This is a genomic window from Sedimentisphaera cyanobacteriorum (assembly GCF_001997385.1).
Classification (GTDB): domain Bacteria; phylum Planctomycetota; class Phycisphaerae; order Sedimentisphaerales; family Sedimentisphaeraceae; genus Sedimentisphaera; species Sedimentisphaera cyanobacteriorum.
This window is the reverse complement of record NZ_CP019633.1, coordinates 909,023-924,933: the sequence shown is the minus strand read 5'-3', so window position 1 is coordinate 924,933 and position 15,911 is coordinate 909,023. Positions and strand designations below refer to the sequence as shown.

The window sequence follows — 15,911 nt, the reverse complement described above, 5'->3', positions numbered from 1 at the left end:
ATTTTTACATTAGCTCTCTCTGGCTGCCTGAGCTATCGCGCTTATATGTTCTGGTGTTGTCCCGCAGCATCCGCCTACTACATTAGCGCCCGCTTTGGTAATATCTTTCACAAGCGAGGCCATAAATTCGGGCGTATCCGGGAACACATCCACACCGTCAACATTTTCCGGCAGCCCTGCGTTTGCGTGGATAAGGATCGGCATATCCCCGCACACAGTTTTAATCTGCTTTACGATGTCAATCATCCTCTCAAAGCCGTTTCCGCAGTTTGTTCCTACGATATCCGCGTCTGCTTCAATAGCCGCCTTTGTGCCGGCCTGGGGGTCTATACCCATCATAGTTCTGTATTCTCCGCCGGTAGTTTGCTCGTAGGTAAGGGTGCAAATTACTTCGCACTCTGTATGGTCTTTTGCGGCTTTTACTGCAAGGGATGCTTCCTGAACATCGCTCATAGTTTCAACGCAGATAGCATCAGCTCCGCCTGCTTCAAGCCCTTTAACCTGCTCAGCAAAGCTCTCATACATCTGCTCTTCTGTTACATCTCCCATCAATAGCATCTTTCCGCATGGCCCGAGCGAGCCTAATACCCATTTGTCCTCGCCAGCAGCTTTGCGTGATATCTCAGCGGCTGCTTTGTTTATTTCAAAGCATTTATCGCTAAGGCCGTAATGCTCCAGTTTCAGTTTGCTGCCGCCGAAGCTGTTTGCACCGATCATATCTGCACCTGCATTGGCGTAGCTCTGAGCAATATCCAAAACTTCATCCGGCTTATCGAGGTTCCATTTTTCAGGACATTCACCCGGCTCTAAGCCCTTTCTTTGTAGGTATGTTCCCCACGCACCGTCTGAAACTAAGGTTCTGGTCTTTGCGATTTCACTGATTTTCTTTCTGGACATATTTCTCCTAATTAATTAAACAACATTAATTGAACTTACTTAATATGTAATTTACGTCAACATGTTCTTTCACCATCTGGTGTGTTTTTCTGATTTTATCGGTATCGTTAGGTCTAATCTTAAACAGCAGGTCTTTCATTCTCGCAGAAACGGTGTAAGTTTCTTCCTGTGTAAAAAGCACAGGTATCTCGCTTGCGACAAGCAAATTCAGTATCTCATCGTGCGGCATAAGGCCGCCGGTAAGAATAAGCCCGCCGGTACAAAAGCTGTCATGATATGTTTTAGTTTTTGAAAGGCTTATGGCAAGAAGAATATTATCCATCCTGTCGCCCGGGGTGATAATCAGCGACCGAGGTCTTATGTGTCTTAGTACGTTTTCAGGCTCCATAGCCGCTACTACCACACTGTCAATCTTATTCCTTACAGCGCAGCCTCCGCATAAAATTTCATAATTGAAGGTCTTTGCAATCTGCTCTATCGTGTACTGAGTGAGCATCTTGTAATATGGAACTGCTCCGAGAAATTTAATTCCCATATTATCGAGAGCTTTTGTTACAGTTTCTACCACCTTATCATACTTATCCTGACGAACCTTATTCTGTATTACACCGAGAATTTCAACATTATGCTCTCTGAATAAAGACAGCGAAAGGGAAACCTCATCAAGCATTTTTCCTATCCCGCCCGGTGCAACGATTATAACCTTTGAATCTGTGAGCTCTGCCACCCTCGCATTTGAAAGACCGAAACAGCTGCCCACACCCGCATGGCCTGTACCTTCTACGAGATTGAGTTTGTGTTTGCCGTTGAGTTTATGAAAGGCGTTGTGTATCTTGTTTTCGAGCCTTGTGGGGTCCGGGTGATTTATATACTTTTTCGTAAAGCCTCTCTCTATTGCTATAGGGCTCATATTTTTGGGGTTGTCGATTTGAAAACCCAGACCGTCGAGTATCAGTACCGCATCTTCATCAAGCTTCTGGCCGTTATGCTCAATATACTGCTGTCCCACAGGCTTAATGTAGCCCGGGTTATGCCCCATCTCACGCATCTGCTGCATCAGCCCAAGGGTAACGCTTGTTTTTCCGCAGTCTTTGAGCGTTGCTGCTATATAAATATTATTCATACTTGCTGAACTCCTACTGAAGAAGCTGGGTTTCATACAAATTCTTATAAGTCTGGCATCTCTCTATAAGCTCGGAGTGTCTGCCTGTATCAACGATTCTGCCCTGATCTATCACAGCAATCACATCTGAATTAATCACAGTGGAGAACCGGTGGGCTATTACAAAGCTTGTTCGCTCTGTTGTAAGCTGCTCAAGGGCCTGATTTATCTTTGCTTCGCTGTCTGCATCTACCTGACTCATAGCCTCATCAAAGATGAGTATTTCAGGGTCTTTCAGTACCGCTCTTGCAATCACTATTCTCTGGAGCTGGCCGCCGCTCAAACCTGCCCCGTTCTCCCCGATTATCGTATCGTAGCCTTCAGTCATAGATTTTATGAATTCATCCGCGTAGGCGAGCTTGGCGGCCTGAATAATCTCTTCTCTGTTTGCAGAAGGGCGGCCGTAGGCTATATTTTGAGCAACTGTATCGTGGAATGTTATCACCTTCTGGGATACAACTGCAATCTTTTCTCGCAGGTTTTTCAAAGACATATCCTGAATATTGACCCCGTCTAAGAGTATTTCGCCTTCAGTGGGGTCGTAGAATCTAGGCAGGAGGTTCAGCAGGGTGGTCTTCCCTGAGCCGTTAGAGCCCACAACCGCAATATTCTCGCCCTTTTTTACCGTAAGGTTTACATTTTTCAGTGCATCATTTTTCGCGCCCGGATATCTGAAAGAAATATTTTTGAATGTAATCTCATTTTCAATTTTCGCAGGTACTGCCGGTCTGCTGGTATCACGTTCTTTATCGGTATCCACAAGGCTGAATATTCTCTCGCAAGCTGCATTTGCCTGCTGGAGCTTATTCCAAACGTTGCTTGCCTTTCTGAACGACTCTGCCGATGTGCCAAGGAGCATCAGCATGGCGAAGAATTCTGTTTCATCCATATTCCCCGCAAGCACCCACTCCAGAGCCATAAGAAAGCCTATAATGCCGGCGAAGAGGCCTAAAACCTCCATCAGCGGGCTGGTCAGTGCATTTACTTTGGCAATCTTATTCTGCTCCTTGAGCAGTCTCTGATTTACTCCGCGGAAAGACTGTTTCTCCCTGTCCTGCTGATTGTAAACTTTCACAGCCCTGAGCCCGTTTACAGATTCATCAAGCTTTGAAAGCATCTGTCCCCAGCTCACCAGAGATTTTTTCGTTGCCTTCTTTATCCTCCTGCCCAGCTTGTTAATAGCAAAGCCGAGAAACGGGATCCCGCAGAGAAAGACAAGCACAATCTGCCAGCTCAGCATAAACGCCATAGCAAGACACATAAGTCCCTTTGCAGGCTCTCTGATGGCCTTCTCGAAAACCGTCTTTATGCCGTTGCCTGCCATCTGGGAATCTTGCAGGAATTTGCTTACAGTGTCGGAGGAGCCCTTGAGTGAGAAGTAGCCTATAGGCATTTCTACGATGTGTGAAAAGACATCATCTCTTAGATCAGCGAGCCCGATGTTCACCACTTTCTGCGAGAGATACCCCTGGAAGAATCTGCTGACGCATCTGAGAACTGTCATGCCGGCAACGACCAGCATTACCACACGCATCGCCTCGCTCTTGCTGTTTCGAGAATCTGTCTGCGAAACCATACTCAGAAGCCCTTGCGAGGCACCGAGATAGAAGGCGGGTGCGTTGGCCTTTATTTCTGTTGTGTGCTCCGATTCCTCGCCGGAGTCTTCATAGCTTAAATACTTGATATAAAGCCGTTTATCTGCTCCGAGGTTTGCAAGCTTATCGAGCATCTCAGATGCAGCCATACTGCCAGGATTTTCTCCGATCTGCTCTTTGGAAACATAAACTATCCTGTCGTTAGCTCTGAGCCCGCTTTTATATCCCAGCTTATCTTCTTCTGCCTTTGTAAGAAGGAGGAAGGTTGAATAGGCGTTTTCGGGGTCGGAGAGCTCGGTATTGTCGGGTACGTAAAAATCAATTCCGTATCTGTAGCTGCAGATATTTCTGTGTGCCCAGCCGTGCAGGCCTTCCTGCCCCATCATAACCTTCAAAAGCGGTATAACAGTGAGAAAGCTTGCTGAAAATGTTAGGGCAATAACGAACACGCAGACAAGTATTACAATTATCCGCGGCCATTGCGGCCAAATATATTTTAACAGTCTCTTGAAATAATTCACAGATGAAAATCCCTAATTGCGGGTTAAAATTTCAGTTTGAATTCAGGATTTAATGCCGATCTCCTGCATAACCAGTTGCATATCATCCCAAACTTTTTTTCGGTTTTCTGTACTGTAGTTTCGCAGGAGATATGCCGGATGGTAAGTAGGCATAAACTTTATGGTTTCTGTTCCGCCTTTTATCGTAAAGTCGTGAAATCTGCCGCGAAGTTTTCCGATAGCTGTATCTGTTTGAAGAAGTTCCTGTGCTGCATGCGAGCCGAGAGCCACTATAATCTCCGGCTCTATAACAGCAAGCTGCCTGTAGAGATAATCTCTGCAAGCGTCTTTTTCGCTTTTAAGAGGGTCTCTGTTGTTCGGAGGCCTGCATTTTATCACGTTGCATATAAACACATCTTCTCGAGAGAGCTTCATAGCATTTATTATTTTTGTGAGAAGCTGTCCGGCTCTGCCTACAAACGGACTCCCGCTTTTGTCTTCATCGCCGCCCGGGCCTTCGCCTACGAACACTATCCTTGCATCGGGATTGCCCTCCCCGGGCACAGCGAACGTTCGGGACTCGCTCAGACTGCATTTCGTGCAGACTTTAACTTCTTCCGCTATTTTTTCTAACTGCTCAGTTTTACTCAATTCAGTTTCCGTTCCTTTAGTTTCAGCAGGGCGGGAAATTGTTTCTGTTTCGGCTTCATTCTTAGCCCCTGCAAAATCCTCAAATATACCCTCGCCTTTTACTGCGAAGCCCCCGCTGAAAAAATTGTCAATATCAAGAAGCTGGTTTATGGCTTTTTTCATTTTCTCCATGCTGGAGAGTTTATTGTATCGCCCTAATCTTTCAAGCAAAATACATTTCGTTTTTCTAAGGGAATTTCATTCTTCTGAGTATTTTATTTGACTGTGAAAGTTTAAGTTGGTATTGTCTTAAAAAACATTAGTAAAGGAAAAACAAATGATCTTAAAAAATAAAAAAACGCTGTTAGCGTTAATTGTTTTGGCAGTTTTTTTCGGCGTTTCTGCACTCGGGGTTAAGCTAACTGTCCAGAGAAAGGCGCAGGCAAAGGTTGACGCTGTTTTTGCGGGCTGGGAAAACTTCTGCGATCTTAAATACGATAAAGTTAATGCATCACTTCTCAAGCAGAGCGTATCAATTGAAGATATACAAGTTTCAACTCCATTCTTAGGCGGAAGCATTGGAAGCGTTATAATCAACGACTATAAACCCGGCATTGAAGTTCAAATGCCAAACGGGCGGACAAGACCTATCCCTGAATCTATGGATGTGAGTTTCGAAAAAATTTCAGTTCCGGTAAATGATAATCTTGAAAAGCTCTCAAAGAACCCTATTGTAGCAGAGCAGCTTTTTCAGCAGATTAATTCGGTAGTACAATCTTTGGAGCTTGGAGAAGAAATTGTAGTAAACTACCAAATAACTTCCAATTCCGATTTTCAGAAAAATAAACATTTTATGAATGCTTCCATAGAATTTGAAGGGATATTTCAGCTTAATGAAAAGGTTGAAGTTTCCGGTTTTGATATAGCCAGATTTATGGTCAAGGCTCAAGAGTTTCAACACCAAGGGGTTAAAAATCCGATGGGTAAGCCCGAACTGCTGCTGGATATAGCTTTGGAGCATATGTCTTTTGAGCTGATAAATGAAACTCTGATAGACAAAATTTTCGCAGCGGCTGCTCATAATTCCAATCAGACACCTGAAATGCTCAGGCAGCAGGCTTCCGCACAGATTGTGAATTCTCAGCCCGGGGCGAAAACCCCTGATATTGCCCGGCAGTTTTCTATTGCTCTGCTTGAGATGATAAACGGAGACAGAAAGAAATTAAAAATTACAGCCTCACCAAAAATGCCAGTTAAGCTTGAGGAGCTTGTAAACTCTCAAAACACTGAGGAGGCTGTAGAAAAGCTGTCTTTGAGCATAAACTAAAGCAGGCCGGTACCCGATTTCAGTCTAGCAGATAGCCGTTGTAAACCTCTGTAGCAGCGCCGGTCATATAGATGCTGTCGTCCTCTTCGCACCAGTGAAGCTCTAAATCTCCTCCGGGCAGATGGCAGAGCACTGCTCTCTGGCTTTTTCCGTTTAGAACGCACGCCGCCAGACAAGCGCAGGCACCAGTCCCGCAGGCGAGGGTGATTCCTGAGCCTCTTTCCCAAGTCCTCATCGTTATCTCTTCCGGCGTGTTCACCTTGACAAAATGCACGTTGGTTCTTTTCGGAAATATGGGGTCTGTTTCGATGAAAGGACCGATCTTTTCCAGTTCAAGCCCTTCAAGATCATCGCAGAAGAACACAGCGTGCGGGTTTCCCATTGAAACGCAGGTCATTCTGAGCTGAGTGCCGGTATAGTCGTAGGGTTCATCTACAATCCTCTCACCCTCGAAGTTAACAGGTATTTCTGCCGGCGAGAGAACCGGTCTTCCCATATTAACACATACGCTTTCAGCGTTACCGTCTTCGCCCGGAATAATTCCCACCTTAAGGATGCCGCTGCCTGTTTCAATATTCAGTGAATGCGGACAGGGACGCTGACCGGGAACTGAAAAGCTTGTCCCCGGCTCTGCAAGGCGATGATCGAAAGAATACTTGGCTACGCAGCGGATGCCGTTGCCGCACATCTCTGATTCGCTGCCGTCTGCATTGAACATTCTCATCTTCACATCTGCTGTTTGTGAGGGGCATATTAGGATCAGCCCGTCAGCACCGATGCCGAAGTTCCTGTCGCTAACCCATTTTGCCATTTCTGCCGGGCGGTCAACAGTCTCTTCAAAGCAGTTAACATAAACATAATCATTCCCGAGGCCCTGCATTTTTGTAAATTTCATTTAATTTTTCCTGTTTTTTATTAAATATTCAAATTTTTAACGGCATTATATGTTAATATTCTTGCATTTCAATTTTTATATGTCAAAACAATAGTAGAAGTTTACCGCTGTAAACTCAATGTAAATCCAGATTAGTAACTTGTGTAAAAACGGGTAATTTAGTTGATGTTATTATTAAGTAGTCGTTCCTGAAAAATCAATGATTTTGGGGAAACTAAGTAAGAGGTGTAATAATGAGCACTCCAAGGGAGAACTGGGTTCGTGCAAGAACTCCTGAGCAAAAGGAATTTCGTACTGATGAAATCTTGCAGTCTGCTGATAAGATCTTTCAGGAAAAAGATTTCGAAGAGATCAGTCTTAATGATATCGCACGAGGAGCTGAGATAAGCAAACCTAATATCTATAGGTATTTTCTAACAAAGGAAGATATTTTCCTCCGTCTGGTAATTAAGTATTTTGATCTAATGCTCGACTATCAGAATAAAAAACTCTCAAGTGTTAAAAAAGGCAATGTTAAGTCTTTTGCGTCTGCATGGGCGAAAAATACGCTGGATTGCGATAGATTCTTAAGGCTGGTTACCAGACTCGGCGCTTCACTGGAAAGATATTCTTCAGAAAAAGGGCTTTTCAATTACAAAAGCCGTCTTTTTCCGCTTATCGAAAAGGGTGCAGAAATTATCCAGAAACACTTTCCGCAACTCTCTGTAAAAGAGTGCCAAATGTTTATTTATTATCATTACGGGATGTCTGCGGGATTGATGTCTTTAATAAAGCCCTCGGCTAATCTTCAGAAGACGATGGCAATGCCGGAATTTAAGGATTTTAAGCTTGACGGCGAAAAGATTTACGCCGACTCGATATATTACCTTTTAGACGGCTTGATCAATAAAAGCTGAAAATAGATCTTAAAAAACCTCTCGTTTTAAAGCGGGAGGTTTTATGTTTGCCGAATGATATTCTCTCTCAGCTTTCTGAGATTATATCTTTGACAACATCAATTACCATACTTTTGGATTCATTGCTGAAAAATAGAATTCCGCTGCCTTGCTTAGACCTTATAAGGGGGCAGTCGTAAAGATATTCTTTTTGGAGTTTTGGTTTTTTACCATTAACCTGAGGCAGCTCGCTTCCCGATAGGTCTGCTTGTATTTTTGCAGGGTCGTTGTCAGTGTTCACCCCGTAGAAAGTAAGCTTGCCTTCTCTAATTGAAGCAAATTGCTTTTCGAGATAAGCCGTGAAGGCTTCGAAATCTTTGTATTTATAGCTCAGGCCGGTTACCATTGCAACAGGTCCCTTTTCTTTGTCGAAAATGAGTCTATTTCCGTTTGCCCATCTGCCTTCAGCAGTTGTTTGACCGTTCTTTGGAGAGAAGCCTTTTACGGCTGTCCATACGCCCGCTATTTTGAAGATTTTCCACCCGCTGCTTCGCTGCATATTGGAAGAAAGACCGGATGTCATTATCAGTTCAACCGCACCTTCGGGGTACTTATTTCGATTTGGAATATAAATTGTTATATTTTTGTTCTGTGCGGTAATCAATGAGTTGTAATCTCTTATCTCTCTGTCTTGGTTTCGAAGTACGGGATAAATTATGCTTCCAGGGCTGCTTTGAAAAGTCAGGCCGGTCATTGTATTTTCAAATGCATCTTTGGTGATGTTTGTTTTTTCATCATCTTCATATCCGCTAACGGCAGTTGGGTCTGCAATTATTGAAGACTGGCAGTAATAATTTGTTACGTATGAGTATGAGAGGAACTTTTCCCCGTCCTTGTCAAGGTATTGCCTGCCTTGCTTTTCTATAATTGATGCGGGGTAGGCGGATATCGAAACAAAGCTCTTTCGGGGTTTTTTGCCGAGAGCTGATGCCAGAACTACATCAGGAAGCTGGTAATTTGTTGTTGCGGAAACATATATTCCGAAATCGTTAGAATAATCGTTTTTATCTTTTTCAAGCCATTCGCTGCTGCTTCCAACGAACGGTGCGGCGTAATACCGCCATTTATCTTTTCTAGAATAGATATCCGGCGAATTAAAATTCATTCCTGTTCTGGCTCCTGCATAAACTCCATTGTAGTGCAGGTGAGACCAGTCTGCGAGGATAAAGGTGATAAGGATGTCAACTTTTCTCTTGAGATCACTGTTTTTCGAGAAATCATAAAGATTAAATAGGCTTATCAGCATAGAGGCCTGATCGGGGCTTGAAAAAATTTGCGGAAACAGCCCGAATTTACAGTGTTCGAGGACGAAAAGCTCTAAGAATTCAGTCCACAAAGCATAATGATATTCAATCGTTCTTCCATCGCTGAATTCGGCAGCCTTGAATTTCTGTTCATTTCGTACTGCCTCTATGCAGAGATAGGTTCTTATCCAGCGTTTAATAGTTTTGCTTTTATTTCCTTCCACAGACCATATCAGCTCGCCTTGCACCTGTTCAGAATTGCTCATAACTGAGGCATACGTAAAGAAAACAGATTCAAGTTCTTCTGCCAGTGTGCTGCTGAGCTGACCGTGCTTGCTTTGATTTTTGTCCGGATGGAATTCAAAATACAGCCTGAGCCACCAGTCAAGGTCTTCTTCAATATCCTTCACGCTCTGCTGATCTGCATCCTCAGCTGCCGAACCGAGCTCGCCCTGGAGGTATCTGAGCATCTCTTCATTGGCGTTCAGGGCATCGTTGTTTAGAAAAAGTGAACTGAAGCCCTTTATGCTCATGGGAGTATTCTCTCCTGCAAGCCCCGTCATACAGAGTCTTCTGGCATTAATCTCCCTCATTTTTCGTTTTGTCTCAAGTGAACTGCCCGAAAGTCCTGCAAAACTAACAGATGCTGAAAGAAGAAGCGTTAGAAGTATAATCAATTTTTTTCTGTTGGTTGAGATTACGTTTTTCATATATCAAACTCCGCTGCCAAGAAAGTATGATCGCTGGGTTTATTTTTTTTACGCGGCTCTAAATCCACAAAGCATTTTACGCTTTTTTCAGCGAGCGGGGCGGTTGCCAGTATATGGTCAATGCGCCAGCCCTTGTTGTTTGGGAAAGAGCCCGCTCTGTAGTCCCAAAAAGTATAAATAATATCCTCGGGGTAATGCTTCCTGAGGATGTCGGTGAATCCCCAGCTCATTACATCCTTAAAGGCGTTCCATGTTTCTTCTCTGAAGCAAACGTGTCCGAGGAGCCCCTCAGGATTGTGCACATCAATCTTTTCAGGTGCAACATTCATATCCCCGAGCCATAAAACGTTATCCTGCGGAGTGAATTTCCTGCTGAAAAAGGCCTTGAGCCTTTGGTACCATTCAAGTTTGTACTGAAATTTATCTGATTCCGGGCTGCTGCCCTGCGGGATGTATGTATTAACTATATGAATATCGGGGAATTCTGCATAAACCAGCCTGCTTTTGTCTTCGGGTTCTGAATCAAGCCCGTATTCCACTTTCAAAGCCTCCTGAAGAGACAAAACAGCTACTCCATTATAGCTCTTTTGGCCGCTGAAATAAACATTATATCCTATGTCTTCAAAGAAGGATGTCGGAAAGTCTTTGTCCTGCACTTTGGTTTCCTGAATACAGAGAATATCAGGCTTTTTTTCTGTGAGCCAGTCTTTTATTATCTCTTTTCTCGTTCTGATTGAATTTGCGTTGAATGTGGCTGTAAGCATTCGTTCCTCGGATAGTTAAAGATTATTTCTCTTAGATTATATCATATAAAACTGCCTGGTAAATATAAATAAGCGTTTCAAGGAGATTAACCCACAGTAATTTTTATGCCCTTGCCGAATCCCGCATTAGAGCTAAATACGAACAGCAGCAGACTGCCGCAGTTTCTGTTCTGAGGGTTGTTGAAGTGAGGGATATGTTTTCTGCACCAGAGTCTTTGAGAATTTGCTCTTCTCTTGTTGTGAATCCGCCCTCAGGCCCAATAAAAACGGCATAATTGGCTGAAATGTCTAAATCAATTTCGACCAAAGATCGGGCATTATCTGACAAACTTGCCGATAGAAAAACTGAATCACTCAGCTGTTTCAAATGTTCTTCGAATCTGTCCGGAGGGTATATCCTGGGCAGAAATAAATTACCGCTTTGTTTGCAGGCTGAGATTGAAAGCTTCCTGTATCTTTCGAGAAGGTTTTTCCCGCTTGCAGTTTTTACAGTTCTTTCGAATAAAGCGGGCATAATGCAATCTGCTCCAAGCTCAGCAGCTTTTGAGATAAGCCAGTCGAACCTTTGTCCCTTTGCGATGCTTACAATCAGCGTTATTTTTCCATTTTGCCGCGGGGTAAATTTCTTAGTGTTTAGAATTTCAAGTTTGGCGATTGTTTTTGTTATCTCTTTTACAATGGCTAAAGCAGATGTCCCTTTCCCGTCGAAAATTTGTATTTGATCGCCCTCTTTTATGCGAAAGGCAGCAAGATGCCTTGCCTCGGATTTGTCCAAAACTGTCTCGGGACTAATATTTTCTGCGTAGAATAGAGACATACTACATACTCAAGACAGCCTGAGCAGCTTTAAGCTGAATCTTTTTAGAATCGTAATCCAAATAATCGGGCACATAAGAGGCAGTGTCAACATCTTTTATTGCAATCGCTGCATCTATTGCGTGAAGGAGGGCTCTGTCTCTGTCTTTCTTGTCCAGCTTATTAACTTTATTATCGAAGAAATCAACAACGATATCCTTGCCCGATTTATCTCCGAGCAGAGCCGCGTTCTCAGCTGCTACAAGCCTCACTTCAAGGACGCCGTCATCAAGCATAGTAAGAATTGCGTCTTTAGCTTTTAGCGTTTTTAGCTTCTGCATTGAGGTTATGCCCATAACGCGGTCGTCGGCTCTTTTGCTTATCATTAGAGCCCATGCCTTTGAGCGGGCCTCCGGGTCTCTCAGACGTGCAAGCGCTTCAACAATCAGAAGCTTGCTTCTTTCGGTGGAATCTTCATTGTTGAAGAGCCACCGCAGAACCCTGATATATTTGCGCTGGCCAGCCTTTCCCAGAAGCAAAACCGCATTATCTTTGGTTTTCTGGTCTTCTGAGTCGAGCTGCTCTAGTATTATCTTGCAGTTGGAGTTAGAATCCCTTCCAAGCCTTATCAGAGCATAGGCCGCCGCCATTTTCAGGTTGGGGTTTTCATTGGTTTTGTACTTTTCCGCAAACTTCAGCCCGCCTGAATATTTCGCATCTCCAATCGCCATAAGACAGGCAAATTTAATTGGCTCGGGCGCCCTTTCATCGTTCAGGATAGGCATAACGTTAGAAAGCAGGGTCTCATCGCCGCTTTTCGCTGCCACTTCAACAGCATCCATCTGCAGGTCAACACTGCTGTTTTGAAGTATCTCCATTACTTTCCATCTTGCCTTTTCCTCCAAAGGAAGCCCTTCTTCAATGCCTCTGGAGCGGCTGTCTCCCATTGCAAAACAAATGTATGGCATTAACAGGCTTAAAACAGTGATATATTTGATTTTGATAAATTTATCTTTCAGCATTTTGCTCCGTTTTATTATTTCTCTTTAGCCATAATTTTTCGATTATTATTGCAGCAAATATAACTATTAGCACCTTCAGGAAGATTCGTGAAAACCATCTGCCGTGCCAGCTGAAAAAGCTGCGTCTTCTGCAGAGTATTATATTGTCGCTGAACCATCCTTCAACTGCTCCTCTGTTTAATGCTTTTTCGGGCAGATTGCCAGCTTCGTATCCGTTTATCATTTTTCCCAGCGGGTCTATCATACAGCTTATGCCTGTGTTTACTGAACGCATAAGAGTTATTCTGTTTTCTACTGCCCTGAAAACCGAAATTGCTGTGCGTTGGTAATGCTCTTTCCCTGCGCGGGCGGTGCCGTCGCCGTCGAATTTTACGTACCAGCCATCGTTGCTTATGTTTAGAAGCAGATCAGACTTCTCGCCCTTAGTATGAAGCGATTTCTTGGTGAATTCTGCATCGGTATCCTCATAGCAGATTGAGGGAGTGATCAAAATTTCTCTGCTATCGGCCTTGAGCCTGAATCTCTGCAAGCTGTTTCCTCGGTCAATAGTAAAATCCAGCCCCTGCGGGTTGAAATGCATAATCAGATCATTTATCCAGCCTATGTGTCCAAAGGGGATGTATTCGCCAAAGGGTACGAGGCGAATTTTGTCATACCTGTTTTCGAGGAGCCGACCGTGCTTGAAGATGACAGCGGAATTGTACTCCTTGTCAAACTGAAGACTTTGGTTTTCGATTTTCAGTGTTGCGTAAGGCGCTCCGGCAATCAGGGTGAACTCTTCAGTGAGCGATTTGATTCTTGTGTAGAATTTTTGAGGCAGAGAATCGCTCCGGCAGCAGTCGATATACTCTTTATTCATGGGTGCCGGTATCATAGTTTCAGGCCAGGCAATGATATCTGCTCCGCTCTGCCTGCAAAGAGCTGTTTGATTTTCAAGTCTTTCGAGCATTTTGTCATAGCTCACCTGAATGCCTTTGGCAGTGGATGGCACGTCCGGCTGCACTATCCCGATAAGCGGGCCTTCTGTAAGCTTTTCGTTTTCTATTCTGAAATTACCGTAAAGCAGTACGGAGGCAATTACAATAACTAATGAGGCATCCAGAGCTCCGTATTTGGCAAGCATTTTAACGTTTATCTCAGGCTTTTCTTTTATAAGCCTTCGGGTTATGAGAACTGCATCAGCCAAATATCCGTTTACCATCGCCACCACGAAGCTTACCCCCGCTGCGCCTGTAATATCTGCAATCTGGATCAAATGAAGAAAACGATATTGGCTGTGTGCGAGGAAGTTCCAGTCGAAACCGCCGAACAGAAACCCCTGGCAGGCTTCAAGCCCTGCAATAACAATAGGGAAAGCAAAAGTGAAGAAAATTCCTTTTTGATGCAGAAAACGCAGTGCAAAGTACATCAGCACCCACTTTACACCCATAATAGCTGCAGCAGCAATCCACGCGGCGAATGCAATGTTTATAAACCAGTCTGTACTGAAAAGCCACAGCGAGAATCCTGCAAGCCAGAAGATAAAGGGCTGAAACCGGCCTTTATCTGCACTCAAACTCAGCAGAACCGGCACAAAAGCAATCCAGGCAAGCCAGCTGAAATTGTATGGAGCAAAAGCCAAAGCACACATCACAGCCCCGAGAAAGACCGCGGCTGCGGCTTTGAGGTGAATTTTCTGCTTCATACTACTGCTCTAACTGCTCCTGAGCCTCAGTTGATGAGCTGAAATCCGCCCCGACCTCATCTGCAAGAAGGCCGGCGTTTTTCCTGAAACCATCGTCTCGGAAATTATCTTTTGTTCTTCGAAGCTGCTCACGTGCCCATTCGGTATTGTCCATCTGATAGTATATGTATGAAAGCAGGAAAACCAGCTTGCTGGAGCCGTTTCTCTCTATCCAGCGTTCAATATCTACCATTCTGTTTTCGATTATATCTCTGCTGCCTATAATATCAGTAAGCTCAACCCGCATTTTCACTATATCCGGATATATCAGCATTGCCCTGTTCAGGCTTACTGAGCTGCTGAGATATTCGCCTGCTGCGAATTGCGCAAAACAGATTCCCAGATGACAGAGAGGGTCGTATTTTTTGTATATCTTGGCAATTTTATATGCGTTGATAGCTTTATAATACTGCCCCTGCGACATAAGCTTTTCGGCCTTACGCATATATGTATTGAATTTATCGTTTGAGAGGGTGGCAAAAGTAGAATGTTTTCCGAGGATATTTTCCGCCTGCTGCCTAAGGTCGTCACCTTCAGGAACCGCAATTTCCAGTGATTTCTCAATATCTTTTTCAGACTGAGATTTAGGGTTCTCGAAATCTTCCACGTATTTCTTGTATTTCTCCCGAGCCGTAAGCTGCTTCTTGCTGCTCTGATCAGTACTGTCTTTATCTTCGCCAGTCTGGTCTTTCTGCCCGTCTTTTTGCTGCGATGTTGCTTTGTAGCTTTGAATTTCCTCTTTTATTCTTTCAAAAACGTCTTTATCATCCTGCCTCTGTTGAGCGGCAGGATCAAGCATCTGAGGATTTTCTTTTGCATTTTTCTTTTCTGTTCTTCTCAGTTCAGACTCTTTATTGATTTTCCTTTGCTGGTCTGGGTCTGCCGATTCCTGCGGCTTGAGGATTTCGTCTAATGGGTCTTTGCTGCTAACTTTTCCCTGCTCTTTAGCAATGAGGTCCTGGACATATTTCTTTGTGATAAGGTCTTGATGCTCCTGTTCAAAATTTTCAGGAAGGGAATATCTGTCTGCATCTTTTCTAGAGGAGTATTCGCTGTTTTTTAGCTTGTTTGAATCTATTTTTACGTTTCTTCCGTATCTGGTTTCTGAAAGCACTTTATTTCTCAGGTACTCTTCATACTCCGGCATCCCTGTCTTTAGATTGGAGCGGTCAGTGATGCGGTGGGGGAGTTTAGTCCCGCTGAGCGGATAGCTGTATTTAAGTCCTGTAGAGGATTTTGAATAGCGGTCATATTCTCTGTAAGTGGTGATTGGATTCTGGTTGTACTGCCGACCGCTTACATCCACACCTGCTCGAGAATAATTTTGGTATCCAGGCTGGCGTTCATAGTAATTGTAGTTCCCTGTGTATGGGCTGGTTTTGCTCTGAAGCTGAGTAGAGGGTGTGTTGTATCTTGCCCTGTTTGTATTTTTGTTGATTCTCCTCTGCTGATATGCCTGCTGACCGGTACGGGGAATATCTCTTTCTGCGGCGGCCAGCACAGCCGGGAAAAGCAGGAGTAATATATATATAATATTTCTTCTCATAATCTGCGACCTCAAATAAGTTATCATACACTAATTTTAAAATATTAAAACCTGCAAGTCAAACAAATACACATAGAAGAATTTTCAATAATTAGGTTAATATTTTTAATCTTTTACCTTTGATTTGTTTGTTTTGTTCGCTGGTGCGCTGTGAAGGTTAAATGAT

The 15,911-nt window shown here is 43.8% G+C and carries 13 protein-coding genes; 2 read left to right on the top strand and 11 right to left on the bottom strand.

Annotated features, from left to right (window positions below):
- Window positions 1-9 precede the first annotated feature (9 nt).
- The 4 genes from L21SP3_RS03570 to L21SP3_RS03555 are packed head-to-tail and all read right to left on the bottom strand — an operon-like array spanning window position 10 to window position 4,967.
- The gene (locus tag L21SP3_RS03570; RefSeq protein WP_077539383.1) at window positions 10-897 is read right to left on the bottom strand and encodes a homocysteine S-methyltransferase family protein; all 888 of its coding nucleotides are present in this window, start codon (window positions 895-897) and stop codon (window positions 10-12) included.
- A gap of 25 nt (window positions 898-922) precedes the next feature.
- Entirely contained in the window at window positions 923-2,020 is a 1,098-nt protein-coding gene (locus tag L21SP3_RS03565) for a phosphotransacetylase family protein (RefSeq protein ID WP_161488079.1), read from the bottom strand.
- A 13-nt stretch (window positions 2,021-2,033) separates the two neighbouring features.
- On the bottom strand, window positions 2,034-4,175 hold the full coding sequence (locus tag L21SP3_RS03560) for an ABC transporter ATP-binding protein (RefSeq protein WP_077539381.1): 2,142 nt from the start codon (window positions 4,173-4,175) through the stop codon (window positions 2,034-2,036).
- Window positions 4,176-4,217: 42 nt separating this feature from the next.
- A complete protein-coding gene (locus L21SP3_RS03555; protein ID WP_077539380.1) occupies window positions 4,218-4,967 on the bottom strand; it encodes a uracil-DNA glycosylase in 750 nt (249 codons plus the stop codon).
- Between the two features lie 154 nt (window positions 4,968-5,121).
- Here L21SP3_RS03555 and L21SP3_RS03550 point away from each other — a divergent pair, with 154 nt between their 5' ends.
- Window positions 5,122-6,111 carry a hypothetical protein gene (locus L21SP3_RS03550; RefSeq protein ID WP_077539379.1) on the top strand — a complete coding sequence of 330 codons (990 nt, stop codon included), beginning with the start codon at window positions 5,122-5,124 and terminating at the stop codon, window positions 6,109-6,111.
- A 19-nt stretch (window positions 6,112-6,130) separates the two neighbouring features.
- Here L21SP3_RS03550 and dapF read toward each other — a convergent pair whose 3' ends face one another.
- Window positions 6,131-7,006: a diaminopimelate epimerase gene (dapF, locus tag L21SP3_RS03545; RefSeq protein WP_077539378.1), complete on the bottom strand. Its 876-nt coding sequence runs from the start codon at window positions 7,004-7,006 to the stop codon at window positions 6,131-6,133.
- Window positions 7,007-7,239: 233 nt separating this feature from the next.
- Here dapF and L21SP3_RS03540 point away from each other — a divergent pair, with 233 nt between their 5' ends.
- Entirely contained in the window at window positions 7,240-7,902 is a 663-nt protein-coding gene (locus L21SP3_RS03540; RefSeq protein ID WP_077539377.1) for a TetR family transcriptional regulator, read from the top strand.
- 67 nt (window positions 7,903-7,969) lie between these two features.
- Here the strand turns inward: L21SP3_RS03540 and L21SP3_RS03535 are convergent, their stop codons facing one another.
- The 6 genes from L21SP3_RS03535 to L21SP3_RS03510 all read right to left on the bottom strand — a co-directional run bounded on the left by L21SP3_RS03535 (window position 7,970) and on the right by L21SP3_RS03510 (window position 15,745).
- Window positions 7,970-9,895 carry a hypothetical protein gene (locus tag L21SP3_RS03535; protein ID WP_077539376.1) on the bottom strand — a complete coding sequence of 642 codons (1,926 nt, stop codon included), beginning with the start codon at window positions 9,893-9,895 and terminating at the stop codon, window positions 7,970-7,972.
- Window positions 9,892-10,659, bottom strand: coding sequence for an exodeoxyribonuclease III (gene xth / locus L21SP3_RS03530; RefSeq protein WP_077539375.1), 768 nt, complete (start codon window positions 10,657-10,659; stop codon window positions 9,892-9,894). Before xth ends, L21SP3_RS03535 begins: the two co-directional genes overlap by 4 nt.
- 103 nt (window positions 10,660-10,762) lie before the next feature.
- Window positions 10,763-11,476, bottom strand: a complete 714-nt coding sequence (locus L21SP3_RS03525) for an RsmE family RNA methyltransferase (RefSeq protein ID WP_077539374.1) — start codon at window positions 11,474-11,476, stop codon at window positions 10,763-10,765.
- Window position 11,477: 1 nt separating this feature from the next.
- A complete protein-coding gene (locus L21SP3_RS03520; protein ID WP_077539373.1) occupies window positions 11,478-12,476 on the bottom strand; it encodes a HEAT repeat domain-containing protein in 999 nt (332 codons plus the stop codon).
- Window positions 12,463-14,160, bottom strand: coding sequence for an apolipoprotein N-acyltransferase (gene lnt / locus L21SP3_RS03515; protein ID WP_077539372.1), 1,698 nt, complete (start codon window positions 14,158-14,160; stop codon window positions 12,463-12,465). The genes L21SP3_RS03520 and lnt overlap by 14 nt, the downstream gene beginning before the upstream one ends.
- A gap of 1 nt (window position 14,161) precedes the next feature.
- Window positions 14,162-15,745, bottom strand: coding sequence for a hypothetical protein (locus tag L21SP3_RS03510; protein ID WP_077539371.1), 1,584 nt, complete (start codon window positions 15,743-15,745; stop codon window positions 14,162-14,164).
- Between the last annotated feature and the right edge of the window lie 166 nt (window positions 15,746-15,911).